A 12,003-nucleotide genomic window follows, 5' to 3' on the forward strand; every position below is an offset into this window, starting at 1 on the left:
TTTTTCTAATATTCAATGGTAAGGCGTATTGCCCGGAATGACAAACCCCGGCCGCATCAAGGACCGGGGTTCGCGCATGCTCAGGCGGTTTTTTCCAACACCGCGGCAAAGAAGCCGTCGGTATTGTGCAACTGCGGCTTCAGTTCCAGGTAGTCGCCCATTTGCAGCGGGATCTTCTGCTCCGCCAGCACCTCGTCCATTTTGACCAGCTTGAACTCGGGATGGTCGGCCAGGAAGGCGGCGACGATGTCCTGGTTTTCCTGCGGCAGCAGGCTGCAGGTGGCGTAGACCAGGCGGCCGCCGGCGCGCACCAGGCGGGCGGCGGAAGCCAGGATGGAGGCCTGCTTGGCGTTCAGTTCGGCCACGCTGTCCGGGCTCTGGCGGAATTTCAGGTCCGGATTGCGGCGCAGCGTGCCCAGGCCGGAGCAGGGCGCGTCCACCAGCACGCGGTCGGCCTTGCCGGCCAGGCGCTTGACCTTGGTGTCGTTTTCCGAGGCCAGCAGCTGCGGATGGACGTTGGACAGGCCGGAGCGCGCCTGACGCGGCTTCAGCTTGGCCAGCCGTTTTTCCGATACGTCGAAGGCGTACAAGCGGCCGCTGGAGGCCATTTGCGCGCCCAGCAGCAGGGTCTTGCCGCCGGCGCCGGCGCAGAAGTCGACGACCATTTCGCCGCGGCGCGCGCCGGTGATCAGGCCAAGCAGCTGACTGCCTTCGTCCTGCACCTCGAACACGCCGGCCTTGAACAGCTCGTGCTTGGCCAGCGAGGGTTTGGCTTTCAGGCGGATGCCCAGCGGCGAGTAGGGGGTGGCTTCGCATTCCAGGCCGTCGGCCTGCAGCCGGCCCAGCAACTCGTCGCGCTTCATCTTCATGGTGTTGACGCGCAGGTCCAGCGGCGCGGCTTCCGCCAGGCCCTTGCCCAGCGCGATCACCTGTTCCGGCGCCTGTTCGCCCAGGCGCTCGATCACCCACTGCGGCAACTCAGCGTCCACTTCCAGGCTGGCCGGCAGCACCTTGCCCTTGATCTGACCCAGCCATTCCTTTTCACCGGCGCTGGCGGCGTCGCCCAACTCCTTGACGTTGAGCTTGTGGATCTTCAGCAGGGCCACCAGGGCCAGCCGGCGCGGAGTGGCCTTGTCCGGCGCGATCAGCGCGCGCAGCTGCAGCAGGCGGCGCAGCGCGCCGAAGGCGGTTTCGGCGATGATGTGGCGGTCGTTGGCGCCCAGCTTGCTATGTTCGCGGAAATAAGCCGACAGCACCGCGTCGGCCGGGCGGTCGAAGCGGATCATCTGGCCGATGACGACTTCGATATGTTTCAGTTGATGGTGATTAATAGTCATTCTTGTGTTTTCTCGTGGGTTGCGGCGGCAGCTTCCATTGCGGCGCGCCGTTCACATCGATGCGGACGGCCCTGAGGTCGATCCGCTTGTCTTTGTCGATGCGCTGGATGCGCACCGGCAGATTGGAGAACTCCGGCGCCAGCCAGAATTCATTGATATCGCCATCGCCCTCGGCGCGGAACACGATGACCCGGATCTTGCCGGCGCCGGTGTCGTAGTCGGTTTCGCCGCTGGGATGCATCGGGTACTCGTACACTTTTTTGCCGGTGGTGATCTGGATCGGCGCCGCTCCCAGTTCACCGCCTTTCAGCCCCAGCTGGAAGGCCAGGCTGAACACGTCCTGCGCGCCGGGCTTCAAATCCAGCAGCTTGTCGCCTTGGTCGCCGTAGCGCAACTGACCCGCATTGTAGTCGAAATGCGCGGATTCTTTGCTTTGGCCTCCACGCCAGGCCTGCAGGCTGTCCGGCAACAAGCCGGCCTTGCTCTGGAAACGGCCTTCGGACAGATAGCGCAGTTTCGGGCCGATGAAAGGGATGGCGTTGACGTCCAGCCGGTAGCCGCCGTCGCCGCGGCTCCAGTCCAGCGTGCCTGTGCCCAGCATCGCCGAACCGTAGAACACCTGGTAACCCAGCGTGGCTTGGCGCGGGAAGCCGCGCAGCCTGCCCTTGGGATGGATATAGCCATCGGCGGCGGCTGCGGTGACGGCCGCCGCCGCGCTGGCCTCGTCCTTGTCGCTCGCCGCCAGGCTATCGGCGGCCGGCTCGGACGAGGCGATCTTGGTTTCGGCCTCCGGCGCCGAAGCTTCGGGCCTGGTTTCCGTCTGCGGCGCGCTGCTGGCGTGCTTGTCAGGCGGTGTCTGAGCGACCATCGGTTCCGACGCCGCCAGCGGCGCCGACGCCTCCGCCTTCTTGGCGGCGGGTTTGGGCTTGGCCGGCGCCGGCTTGGGCGCGGCCGGCCGCAATTGCGCCACCGCGCCTTGCAGCGCCGGCTTGGCCGCCGGCTCATTGGCGTCCAGCGCCTGCATCTTGACGCTGATGCTGCGCAAGTCCTGATCCGGCGGCAAGTCCAGCTGGACATCCGGCAGCAGGCCTGACCCCAGCACGCCAAGGTGAATGGCGAGCGACAGGGCCAGGGCCAGCAGGATCAGGCGACGGCTGGTCATGGACTCAGGGCGCGGGCGCCATCAGGCTGCCGGCAACGGCGGCGCCGCTGGCCACCTTGCCGGCGGCGATGTTCAATTCACCGGCGACGAAGCGGCGCACGGCGGCCGGATAGAGCTGGTGTTCCAGCAGCAGCACGCGTTCAGCCAGCGTGTTCGCGTCGTCGTCGTCCAGCACTTCCACCACGCCCTGGGCGACGATGGGGCCGTGGTCCAGTTCGGCGGTGACGAAGTGCACGGTGCAGCCGGCCAGCTTGCACCCTATGTCCAGCGCGCGCTGGTGGGTGTTGAGGCCGGTGAAGGCAGGCAGCAAGGACGGGTGCACGTTCAACATGCGGCCTTCGTAGCGGCGAGTGAAGCCGGCGCCGAGGATGCGCATGAAGCCGGCGAGCACCACCAGGTCCGGTTGATGGCTGTCTATCAGCTGCGCCAGCGCGGCGTCAAAGTCCTCGCGGCTGGCGAAGGTTTTGTGGTCCAGCGCCGCGGTGGCGATGCCGCGTTCGGCCGCCCAGGCGAGGCCGGCGGCGTCCGGGCGGTTGGAAATCACCGCGGCGATGCGCGCGCCGGCGATGTCGGCGTCGACGATGGCCTGCATATTGGAGCCGCGGCCGGAAATCAGGATGACGATATTCTTCATGATGGAATCGACGGAGACGTTGCCAGATAGTGTTCCCAGTCAGCGGCATCGGTGATGCAGCGCAACTGCTGTTCGTGCCAACTGCCGCCCAGGTCCAGGCAGCGGTCGAGGTCGGCCAGAATGGCGGCCTCGCGATAAATGACAAACGCCGCCAGCAGGGCCAGCGGCGCCAGTAGCATCCAACGCAGCGTTTTAGGCGATCTGAGTTTGATGTTCGTCACCATTGCGGGCGCGCACCGCGCCGATCCGGTACACGGTTTCGCCTTCGGCCTGCAGCAGCGCGGCGGCCTGGTCGGCGTGTTCCGCCGCCACGATCACCACCATGCCGATGCCGCAGTTGAAAGTGCGGTACATTTCCTGGCTGTCGACCTTGCCTTCTTGCTGCAGCCACTGGAACAACTTGGGCTGCGGCCAGGCGGCGGCGTCGATCTGGGCGACGACGGCGTCCGGCAGCACGCGCGGGGTGTTCTCGGTGATGCCGCCGCCGGTGATGTGGGCCATGCCTTTGACCGGCAGCGCCTGCATCAGTTTGAGCAAGGGCTTCACATAGATGCGGGTGGGCGCGATGATGGCTTCGCGCAGGCTGCGGCCGTCCTCGAACGGCGCGTCTAGGTTCGGCTGGGCGCGTTCGATGATCTTGCGCACCAGCGAGTAGCCGTTGGAATGCACGCCGTTGGATTTCAAGCCCAGCACCACGTCGCCGGGGGCGATGTCGCGGCCGCTGATCACGGCGCTCTTCTCCACCACGCCGACGGCGAAGCCCGCCAGGTCGTATTCGCCGGCCGGGTACATGCCGGGCATTTCAGCGGTCTCGCCGCCGATCAGCGCGCAGCCTGCCTGTTCGCAGCCGGCGGCGATGCCCTTGATCACGTCGGTGGCTTGGGGCACGTCCAGTTTGCCGCAGGCGAAGTAGTCGAGGAAGAACAGCGGTTCCGCCCCTTGCACCAGGATGTCGTTGACGCTCATTGCCACAAGGTCGACGCCCACGGTATCGTGACGATTCCAGTCGAAGGCCAGTTTCAGCTTGGTGCCGACACCGTCGGTGCCGGAAACCAGCACCGGCTCCTTGTATTTCTTGGAAATCTCCACCAGTGCGCCGAAACCGCCGATGCCGCCGATCACCTCCGGGCGCATGGTGCGCTTGGCATAAGGCTTGATGTTCTCGACCAGCGCGTCGCCGGCATCAATGTCGACGCCGGCATCACGGTAACTGAGGGAAGTGGTGTTCAAGGTAAACTCGCTTTCTGCAAATCTTGAAGTATTTTTACATCAAGCTTTCGCCGACGCGAAAGCAGCACATTTTAACTGAAGTCGCGATGAAACGCTCCCAAAACCGTCTGATTCCCTGGGTCATCGGCGCAACAGCCTTGCTGTTCGCCGGCTGGCTGTTGCAGCAGCTGGCCGCCGCGCTGACGCCGTTCGCGGTGGCCGCGGTGCTGGCCTATGTGCTCAATCCCGCGATGCGCCATCTGGCCGGCAAGGGCCTGCCGCGGCCGCTGGCCGCCGGCCTGGTGACGCTGGCCGGCATGGCCGCCACCTTCGCCCTGCTGCTGGTGGTGGCGCCTATGCTGTTCAAGCAGACCCAGGGCCTGATCGACCGCTTGCCGGTCTTGGTGGACTTCGCCCAGGGCAGATTGCTGCCCTGGCTGCGCGCCGAGTTCGCCATCCAGTTGGAACTGGACGCCGCCGGCTGGAAGCGAGCGCTGGCCGCCAACGCCGGCGCCTTGAAGAGCGCGCTGTCGGCGGTGGCGCTGCGCGCGACCCAAAGCGGCTTCATGCTGGCCGGCCTGCTGTTCAATCTGCTGTTGCTGCCGGTGCTGCTGTTTTATTTCCTGCAGGACGGGCCGCGGATGGCGGCGATGCTGGCCAAGCTGGTGCCGCGGCGCTGGGCCGGCGAAGTGGAGGCCCTGGCGGGAGAACTGGACCGGGTGCTGGGCGAGTTCCTGCGCGGCCAGCTGTCGGTGATGCTGATCATGGCGCTGATCTTCGCGTCCAGCCTGGCCTTGCTGGGGCTGGAGTCCGGCATCGCCATCGGCGTGGTGGCCGGCCTGCTGGTGTTCATTCCCTATCTGGGCACTTTTCTCGGCTTCGCGCTGGCCGGCCTGGCCGCCGCGCTGCAGTTCGATTCCGCCGGCGAAGTGCTGCTGGTGCTGGGCGTGTTCGGCGCCGGGCAGTTGCTGGAAAGCTTCCTGATCACCCCTTGGCTGGTGGGCGAGCGCATCGGCCTGTCGCCGGTGGCGGTGATATTTTCCCTGCTGGCGTTTGGACAGTTATTGGGCTTCGCCGGCCTGCTGCTGGCCCTGCCGATGGCGGCCGCCACCCTGGTGATATGCCGCTTTCTGGCGCGCGCTTATTTCAACACACGCTTTTATCAGCGTAAAATCAGAAACAGACATCAAAACCCAGTTTGATCGCCTTCACTTGGACCAGTTAATACTTGATTTGACGCCCACCCCCTTGCCGGCCTTCGACAATTTCCTGGCCGAACGCAACCGCGAGGTGATTACCGCGCTGACGGCCGAGGCCGGCGAGCGCTTCATCTATCTGTGGGGCGAGCCCGGCTGCGGCAAGACGCATCTGCTGCAGGCCTGGATCGCCCACGCCGAGCGGCTGGGGCGCGCCTCCATCTATCTGGACGGCAAGACCGAGCATCTGCCTGACTTCGCGCGCGAGGCCAGCTTCATCGCCGTCGACCATGTCGACGACTTGGCGCCGGACGACCAGATCACCCTGTTTTCCTTCTACAACTCGCTGAAAGAGAGCGGGGAGTCGCGCTTGCTGATGGCCGGACGCCAGCCGCCGATGGCCCTGGCGGTGCGCGACGATCTGCGCACCCGGCTGGGCTGGGGCCTGGTGTTCGAGGTCAAGGCCTTGTCGGACGAGGACAAGCTGGCCGCGCTGCGCAGCCACGCCGCCAGCCGCCAGCTGTCCATTCCGGACGATGTCTACCGCTACCTGCTGACCCACTGGCGGCGCGACCTGTCCAGCCTGATCGGCATGATTGACATATTGGACCGCTACTCTCTGGCCATGAGGCGGCCGATTACCGTGCCGCTGGTGAAAAACGTTTTGCAAACCGCAAGCCCGGAACCATGACCGACACCACCGCATTGCGCAACCTGGCGCTGTTCGACCTCGACCACACCCTGATCGCCGGCGATTCCGATTTCGAATGGCCGCGCTTCCTGATCCAGCGCGGCATTCTGGAACAGGCGCATTACGACGAGCGCAACAATTATTTCTACCGGCAGTACCAGCAGGGCACGCTGGACATCCACGAGTATCTGGCGTTCGCGCTGGAGCCCCTGAAGCGCTTCAGCCGCGCCGAGCTGGACGCCTTGCACGCCGATTACCTGGAACAGCACATCAAGCCCATCATCACCCGCAAGGCGCGCGAATTGCTGGCCGCGCACGCGGCCCAGGGCGACGAGATCATCATCATCACCGCGACCAACCGCTTCATCACCGGGCCGATCGCGCGCGAACTGGGCGTGGAGCATCTGATCGCCATCGAGCTGGAAGAGGAAGAGGACGGGCGCTTCACCGGCCGCGTCAGCGGCGTGCCCAGCTTCCAGCAGGGCAAGATCACCCGTTTGCAGCAGTGGCTGGACGAGCGCGGCCTGAGCATGGACAGCTACGGGCAGAGCTTTTTCTACAGCGATTCGCACAACGATCTGCCCCTGCTGAAGCTGGTCGACCATCCGGTGGCGGTGGATCCGGACGACACCCTGCGCGCCCACGCCGAGCAGCAGGGCTGGCGCGTGATTTCGCTGCGGGATTGAGGCGCGGCAATTATCCACAGCGGCGGCTGAATAACCTTGTGGATAACTGTGTGGATCGCTTGCCGGGGCTTGGCTTTTGCTGGCAAAGGTTAAAAAAGCGGCAGCCCCCAATCGCGGTCGCGAAATTGATAGATTTGCTTGAAAGCCTTGCCTGGCGGGGCTTTCGTCAAGTTGAGTTTCGAGCGCCGCCGACGAAATAGGGCGAGAATTCGAAAGCCTTTATAAAAGATGGGTTTAGGCGGCTTTGTTGACAACTCTGCGTAGTTTTCGCCGCTAAGCGCCTGTTTGCGGTCGCGGCGATGAGCGCGCGCCGCGACGCCGGTTGCTGAACCGGCATGGATGCCGCTAAAGTTCAGGGTCTGCCGCGCCGGGTTTCGCCAAGGTGAAACCGGCGCGGCAGACCCTAGTGTTTGCAATCGTTTTTCGGAGAACCTCCTCGTGTGGTCAATCATTGAAGCGGCCGGCTGGCCGATCTGGACCATCATCGCCGCCTCGGTCGTGTCGCTGGCGATTATCTTTGAACGGTTGTTCAGCCTGAGAAAGAGCAGCGTGGCGCCGGAGGGCCTGCTGGGGCAGGCCTTGCAGGAATACCGCCGCGCCGGCGCCAGCGACGAGCTGTTGCGCAAGCTGCAGGAACATTCGCCGCTGGGCCGCCTGTTCTGCGCCGGTCTGCGCAACGTCGGCGGCAATCGCGAAGTGATGAAGGAAGCGATCGAGGACGAGGGCCGCGTGGTGGCGCACCAGCTGGAGCGCTTGCTGACCACGCTGGGCACCATCGCCGCGATGGCGCCCTTGCTGGGCCTGCTGGGCACGGTGATAGGCATGATCGAGATCTTCGGCTCGCAGTCGCCGGCCGGCAACAACCCGCAGGCGCTGGCGCACGGCATTTCCATCGCGCTGTACAACACCGCCTTCGGCCTGATCGTGGCGATTCCCAGCATGATGTTCTATCGCCATTTCCGCTCCAAGGTGGACGGTCTGCTGGTGGAGATGGAGTCGCAGGCGGTCAAGCTGGTGGAAGTGCTGCACGGCGAGCGTAAAAACGGGGGCTGAGCATGAATTTCCGCCGAGGCCGCAGTCGCGAAGAGCCCGAGATCAACTTCATTCCGCTGATCGACGTGCTGCTGGTGATCCTGATCTTCCTGATGGTCACCACCACCTATTCCAAGTTCGCCGAACTCAAGATCAATCTGCCGGCCGCCCAGGGCGAGCAGGCCAAGACCAAGTCGTCGGAAATCACCGTGGCGGTGGCCGCCAACGGCGAGATGGCGGTGGGCGAGGCCAAGCTGGCCGCCGGCGACAAGGCGGCGCTGCTGAACAAGCTGAAGGACGACGCCGCGGGCAAGACCGATGTGATCGTCATCGTCAACGCCGACGCCAAGGCCACGCACCAATCAGTGGTGACGGTGATGGAGGCGGCGCGCGAGGCCGGGCTCAACCAACTGACTTTCGCCACCCGTTCGCAATAGCCGCATGCATTGGATAGAACGGCAATGGTATCGGCCGCGCTGGTGGCTGACAGCCCTTCTGGCTCCGCTGGAAGGGCTGTTTGCCCTGTCGGCGGCGGCCAGGCGGCTGGCTTATCGCCGCGGCTGGCTGCGCGCCGAGCGCTTGGACGCGCCGGTGGTGGTGATAGGCAACATCAATGTCGGCGGCGTCGGCAAGACGCCGTTGACCCTGGGGCTGTTGCGCGATTTGCAAGGCGAAGGCGTCAAGGCGGGCGTGATCAGCCGCGGCTACGGCGGCAGTCATCGCCAGCCCACGCTGGTGCGGCCGGACAGCGCGCCGGAGGAGGTGGGCGACGAGCCGCTGTTGCTGGCCGCCGGCGGCGCGCCGGTGGTGGTGGGCCGCGACCGCGTCGCCGCCGGCCGCCATCTGCTGGCGCTGCACCCTGATGTGCAACTGATTCTGACCGACGACGGGCTGCAGCATTACCGGCTGCGCCGCGATCTGGAGATCGTGGTGCTGGACGGCGCGCGCGGCGGCGGCAACGGGCGCTTGTTGCCGGCCGGTCCCTTGCGCGAGCCGTGGTCGCGGCTGGCCGCGGCGGGCGCGGTGGTGGTCAACGGCGGCGACGCCGGACTGGACTTGCCGGCCGGGCCGCGGCGCTTCGCCATGCGCTTGCGCCCGGCGGCTTTGCAGCGGCTGGACGCGCCGGAGGAGACGCGGGCGGCGGCGGATTTCGCCGGCCTGAAGTTGGCGGCGATGGCCGGCATTGGCCATCCGCAGCGCTTTTTCGACACGCTGGCCGGCTTGGGCCTGCGGCCGGAGCTGTGCCTGGCCTGGCCCGACCATCATCAATTCGAGGCCGCCGACCTGCCGGCCGACGTGGACGCGGTGATCGTCACCAGCAAGGACGCGGTCAAGCTGCGGCGGGTGATTCATGATGCAGCGCAGCGTGCTAGACTATGGGTTTTGCCGGTTCAGGCGGAGTTGGAGCCTGATCTGAGCGCTTGGATTCTGGATCGACTGAAGATAAAACATGGACGCTAAATTCCTGGACATCCTGGTGTGCCCGCTGTGCAAGGGTCCGCTGGTTTTCGACAAGGCCAAGCAGGAACTGGTCTGCAAGGGCGACCGGCTGGCTTACCCGATCAAGGACGGCATCCCGATGATGCTGGAAGCCGAGGCCCGCGAGCTGGCGCCGGAAGAAGAGATAAAATGAGCCGCGGCTTTTGCGTGGTGATCCCGGCGCGCCTGGCGTCCAGCCGCTTGCCGGGCAAGCCGCTGGCCGACATCGCCGGCATGCCCATGGTGGCGCGGGTCGCCGCGCAGGCGGCCAAGAGCGGCGCGAGCCGGGTGATCGTGGCCACCGACCACGAGGATGTGCTGTCCGCCTGCCGCGCGCACGGCGTCGAGGCGCTGATGACGCGCGCCGACCACGCCAGCGGCACTGACCGGCTGGCCGAAGTGGCGCAGGCGCTGAACCTGGCCGACGATGAGATCGTGGTCAATGTTCAGGGCGACGAGCCCTTGATCGATCCGGCCTTGATCGACCGGCTGGCGGCGCTGCTGGCCGCCGGCGACGCGCCGGTGGCGACCTTGGCGCATCCGTTCCGCGACGCCGCCGACATGTTCAATCCCAATGTGGTCAAGGCGGTGCTGGACCACGCCGGCCGCGCGCTGTATTTCAGCCGCGCGCCGATTCCCTATGCCCGCGACGCCTTCGCACAGGATGCGAGCGCGCTGCCCGCGGACCTACCGGTGCTGCGGCATATCGGCATGTACGCCTATCAGGCGGGTTTTCTGAAGACCTATAACCGTTTGGATCCGGCGCCGCTGGAGCGTTTCGAAGCGCTGGAGCAGTTGCGGGTGCTGTGGCACGGCTTCGCCATCAAGGTGGCCGTGGTCGAGTCCGCGCCGCCGGCCGGCGTGGACACGCCGGAGGATCTGGAGCGAGTGCGCCGCTTGCTGGGCGACGGACGGAAGCCATAAGCCGGGCCGCGTCGGCGCGGCCCGGATTTCGATATCAAATCATCTTATTCAAATTGACGGAGCGATCTTCATGCGACTGATCCTGTTGGGGGCGCCTGGCGCAGGCAAAGGCACCCAGGCCAATTTCATCAAGGAAAAATTCGGCATCCCGCAAATCTCCACCGGCGACATGCTGCGCGCCGCGGTCAAGGCCGGCACGCCGCTGGGCCTGGAAGCCAAGGCGATCATGGACGCCGGCGGCCTGGTGCGCGACGACATCATCATCGGCCTGGTCAAGGAGCGCATCGCCGACGCGGATTGCGCCAACGGCTTCCTGTTCGACGGCTTCCCGCGCACGATCCCGCAAGCCGAGGCGATGATCGCCGCCGGCGTGGACATCGACTACGTGGTGGAGATCGACGTGCCGGACGCGGCCATCGTCGAGCGCATGGCCGGCCGCCGCGTGCACCTGGCCTCCGGCCGCACCTACCACATCAGCTTCAACCCGCCGAAAGTGGCCGGCAAGGACGATGTGAGCGGCGAAGAGCTGGTCCAGCGCGACGACGACCGGGAAGAAACCGTGAAGAAGCGTCTGGCGGTTTACCACGAACAGACCGCGGTGCTGGTGGGCTTCTACGGCGAGCGCGCCGCCAGCGGCGACGCCAAGGCGCCGAAATACATCAAGATCGACGGCACCCGCGCGGTGGAAACCGTGCGCGACGAGGTGCTGAAGGCGCTGGGCGTCTGAGCCGCGGCCGGTTGGCGATCCGCTGAGCGATCGTCGACAGGCGCCGGATTCGCCGTGTAAGCAAAAGCGGGCCTGCGGCCCGCTTTTGTTTTGGCGCGTCGAGAAAGGGCTGGCGCGCCGGCGGCAACAGGCGGACAATTGAACCCGGAGCCCGCTAGCGGCTCCAAAAGTTTTTGCACGTCAAGCCGGAGCGATGCCGGCGCAAGGATAATACCTATGTATCACGGGGAACGTTTCAACGGGATTTCCCATTTGATCGGCACCTTGCTGGCCATTACCGGCCTGGTGGTGCTGGTGACCATGGCCGCGCGCGAGGGCGACCCCTGGAAGGTGGTCAGCTTCAGCCTGTACGGCGCCACGCTGGTGGCCCTGTATCTGATCTCCACGCTGTACCACAGCTTCCGCGGCCGCGCCAAGGCGGTGCTGCAGAAGTGCGACCATTCGGCGATCTACCTGCTGATCGCCGGCAGCTACACGCCGTTCGCGCTGGTGACCCTGCGCGGCGCCTGGGGCTGGAGCCTGTTTGGCGTCAGCTGGGGCCTGGCCGTGTTCGGCATCATTCAGGAGCTGACGCTGGGACGGCGCACCCGGCTGCTGTCGATGATTCTCTACGTGGTGATGGGCTGGCTGGTGCTGGTGGCGCTGCCGCCGCTGATTGAGTCGCTGCCCAGCGGCGGGCTGTTCTGGCTGGCCCTGGGCGGGATTCTGTACAGCGTCGGCATCTACTGGTTCCTCAACGACGAGAAAATCCGCCACGGCCACGGCATCTGGCATCTATTCGTGCTGGGCGGCAGCGTCTGCCAGTTTGTCAGCGTTTTGTTCTACGTGGCCTGAGACGCTGCGCAAAGTCCGCCGCGCTGCGTCAGCGGCGCGGGGAGCGCGGTCACCTATCATCCGCAGGTTCCGCTTTCTCAGCGGTTTTCGCC

Annotated in this window: 16 protein-coding genes; 10 read left to right on the forward strand and 6 right to left on the reverse strand. The window is 65.6% G+C overall.

Going from position 1 to position 12,003, the window contains the following annotated elements:
- Positions 1 to 80: 80 nt before the first annotated feature.
- The 5 genes from VK98_RS21560 to purM are packed head-to-tail and all read right to left on the reverse strand — an operon-like array spanning position 81 to position 4,363.
- Complete coding sequence (locus VK98_RS21560; RefSeq protein WP_048416003.1) at positions 81 to 1,331, reverse strand: RsmB/NOP family class I SAM-dependent RNA methyltransferase; 1,251 nt, start codon at positions 1,329 to 1,331, stop codon at positions 81 to 83.
- Complete coding sequence (locus VK98_RS21565; protein ID WP_048415994.1) at positions 1,327 to 2,499, reverse strand: DUF3108 domain-containing protein; 1,173 nt, start codon at positions 2,497 to 2,499, stop codon at positions 1,327 to 1,329. The genes VK98_RS21560 and VK98_RS21565 overlap by 5 nt, the downstream gene beginning before the upstream one ends.
- 4 nt (positions 2,500 to 2,503) lie before the next feature.
- Positions 2,504 to 3,133: a phosphoribosylglycinamide formyltransferase gene (purN, locus tag VK98_RS21570; protein ID WP_048415995.1), complete on the reverse strand. Its 630-nt coding sequence runs from the start codon at positions 3,131 to 3,133 to the stop codon at positions 2,504 to 2,506.
- Complete coding sequence (locus VK98_RS21575; protein WP_156188012.1) at positions 3,130 to 3,357, reverse strand: hypothetical protein; 228 nt, start codon at positions 3,355 to 3,357, stop codon at positions 3,130 to 3,132. The genes purN and VK98_RS21575 overlap by 4 nt, the downstream gene beginning before the upstream one ends.
- Complete coding sequence (gene purM, locus VK98_RS21580; protein ID WP_048415997.1) at positions 3,326 to 4,363, reverse strand: phosphoribosylformylglycinamidine cyclo-ligase; 1,038 nt, start codon at positions 4,361 to 4,363, stop codon at positions 3,326 to 3,328. The genes VK98_RS21575 and purM overlap by 32 nt, the downstream gene beginning before the upstream one ends.
- An 86-nt stretch (positions 4,364 to 4,449) precedes the next feature.
- On the opposite strand from purM, the gene VK98_RS21585 reads away from it, so the two are divergent.
- From VK98_RS21585 to VK98_RS21595, 3 genes are read left to right on the forward strand one after another with little or no spacing between them, the layout of a single operon-like run.
- Positions 4,450 to 5,544 carry an AI-2E family transporter gene (locus VK98_RS21585; RefSeq protein WP_048415998.1) on the forward strand — a complete coding sequence of 365 codons (1,095 nt, stop codon included), beginning with the start codon at positions 4,450 to 4,452 and terminating at the stop codon, positions 5,542 to 5,544.
- A gap of 10 nt (positions 5,545 to 5,554) precedes the next feature.
- Positions 5,555 to 6,229, forward strand: a complete 675-nt coding sequence (gene hda / locus VK98_RS21590) for a DnaA regulatory inactivator Hda (protein WP_043591991.1) — start codon at positions 5,555 to 5,557, stop codon at positions 6,227 to 6,229.
- Positions 6,226 to 6,915 carry an HAD family phosphatase gene (locus VK98_RS21595; RefSeq protein ID WP_048415999.1) on the forward strand — a complete coding sequence of 230 codons (690 nt, stop codon included), beginning with the start codon at positions 6,226 to 6,228 and terminating at the stop codon, positions 6,913 to 6,915. The genes hda and VK98_RS21595 overlap by 4 nt, the downstream gene beginning before the upstream one ends.
- A gap of 89 nt (positions 6,916 to 7,004) precedes the next feature.
- On the opposite strand, the gene VK98_RS23940 is transcribed toward VK98_RS21595, so the two are convergent.
- Entirely contained in the window at positions 7,005 to 7,367 is a 363-nt protein-coding gene (locus VK98_RS23940; RefSeq protein ID WP_156187751.1) for a hypothetical protein, read from the reverse strand.
- Here VK98_RS23940 and VK98_RS21600 point away from each other — a divergent pair.
- From VK98_RS21600 to VK98_RS21630, 7 genes are all read left to right on the forward strand, one after another.
- A complete protein-coding gene (locus VK98_RS21600; protein WP_048412772.1) occupies positions 7,354 to 7,968 on the forward strand; it encodes a MotA/TolQ/ExbB proton channel family protein in 615 nt (204 codons plus the stop codon). The genes VK98_RS23940 and VK98_RS21600 overlap by 14 nt on opposite strands.
- A 2-nt stretch (positions 7,969 to 7,970) precedes the next feature.
- Positions 7,971 to 8,384, forward strand: coding sequence for a biopolymer transporter ExbD (locus tag VK98_RS21605; protein WP_048412771.1), 414 nt, complete (start codon positions 7,971 to 7,973; stop codon positions 8,382 to 8,384).
- A gap of 4 nt (positions 8,385 to 8,388) precedes the next feature.
- Positions 8,389 to 9,408: a tetraacyldisaccharide 4'-kinase gene (gene lpxK / locus VK98_RS21610; RefSeq protein ID WP_048412770.1), complete on the forward strand. Its 1,020-nt coding sequence runs from the start codon at positions 8,389 to 8,391 to the stop codon at positions 9,406 to 9,408.
- A complete protein-coding gene (locus VK98_RS21615; RefSeq protein ID WP_048408720.1) occupies positions 9,398 to 9,580 on the forward strand; it encodes a Trm112 family protein in 183 nt (60 codons plus the stop codon). The genes lpxK and VK98_RS21615 overlap by 11 nt, the downstream gene beginning before the upstream one ends.
- A complete protein-coding gene (kdsB, locus tag VK98_RS21620) occupies positions 9,577 to 10,350 on the forward strand; it encodes a 3-deoxy-manno-octulosonate cytidylyltransferase (RefSeq protein ID WP_048412769.1) in 774 nt (257 codons plus the stop codon). Before VK98_RS21615 ends, kdsB begins: the two co-directional genes overlap by 4 nt.
- A gap of 70 nt (positions 10,351 to 10,420) precedes the next feature.
- Positions 10,421 to 11,077 (forward strand): adenylate kinase, encoded by a 657-nt coding sequence (gene adk, locus VK98_RS21625; protein ID WP_048412768.1) that lies wholly within the window; start codon positions 10,421 to 10,423, stop codon positions 11,075 to 11,077.
- A 216-nt stretch (positions 11,078 to 11,293) separates the two neighbouring features.
- Positions 11,294 to 11,911, forward strand: a complete 618-nt coding sequence (locus VK98_RS21630) for a hemolysin III family protein (RefSeq protein WP_019100472.1) — start codon at positions 11,294 to 11,296, stop codon at positions 11,909 to 11,911.
- Positions 11,912 to 12,003: the final 92 nt, after the last annotated feature.

Origin of the sequence: Chromobacterium sp. LK11, assembly GCF_001043705.1 — a bacterium.
In the GTDB taxonomy this organism is placed as follows: Bacteria; Pseudomonadota; Gammaproteobacteria; order Burkholderiales; family Chromobacteriaceae; genus Chromobacterium; species Chromobacterium alkanivorans.

What these genes read in the sequence shown, in the direction of transcription:
- VK98_RS21615 (WP_048408720.1), top strand. Translation starts at nt 9,398, where the DNA reads ATGGACGCTAAATTCCTGGACATCCTGGTGTGCCCGCTGTGCAAGGGT.
- adk (WP_048412768.1), top strand. Translation starts at nt 10,421, where the DNA reads ATGCGACTGATCCTGTTGGGGGCGCCTGGCGCAGGCAAAGGCACCCAG.
- VK98_RS21585 (WP_048415998.1), top strand. Translation starts at nt 4,450, where the DNA reads ATGAAACGCTCCCAAAACCGTCTGATTCCCTGGGTCATCGGCGCAACA.
- lpxK (WP_048412770.1), top strand. Translation starts at nt 8,389, where the DNA reads ATGCATTGGATAGAACGGCAATGGTATCGGCCGCGCTGGTGGCTGACA.
- VK98_RS21565 (WP_048415994.1), bottom strand. Translation starts at nt 2,499, where the DNA reads ATGACCAGCCGTCGCCTGATCCTGCTGGCCCTGGCCCTGTCGCTCGCC.
- purN (WP_048415995.1), bottom strand. Translation starts at nt 3,133, where the DNA reads ATGAAGAATATCGTCATCCTGATTTCCGGCCGCGGCTCCAATATGCAG.
- VK98_RS23940 (WP_156187751.1), bottom strand. Translation starts at nt 7,367, where the DNA reads ATGATTGACCACACGAGGAGGTTCTCCGAAAAACGATTGCAAACACTA.
- VK98_RS21630 (WP_019100472.1), top strand. Translation starts at nt 11,294, where the DNA reads ATGTATCACGGGGAACGTTTCAACGGGATTTCCCATTTGATCGGCACC.
- kdsB (WP_048412769.1), top strand. Translation starts at nt 9,577, where the DNA reads ATGAGCCGCGGCTTTTGCGTGGTGATCCCGGCGCGCCTGGCGTCCAGC.
- VK98_RS21605 (WP_048412771.1), top strand. Translation starts at nt 7,971, where the DNA reads ATGAATTTCCGCCGAGGCCGCAGTCGCGAAGAGCCCGAGATCAACTTC.
- VK98_RS21575 (WP_156188012.1), bottom strand. Translation starts at nt 3,357, where the DNA reads ATGGTGACGAACATCAAACTCAGATCGCCTAAAACGCTGCGTTGGATG.
- VK98_RS21595 (WP_048415999.1), top strand. Translation starts at nt 6,226, where the DNA reads ATGACCGACACCACCGCATTGCGCAACCTGGCGCTGTTCGACCTCGAC.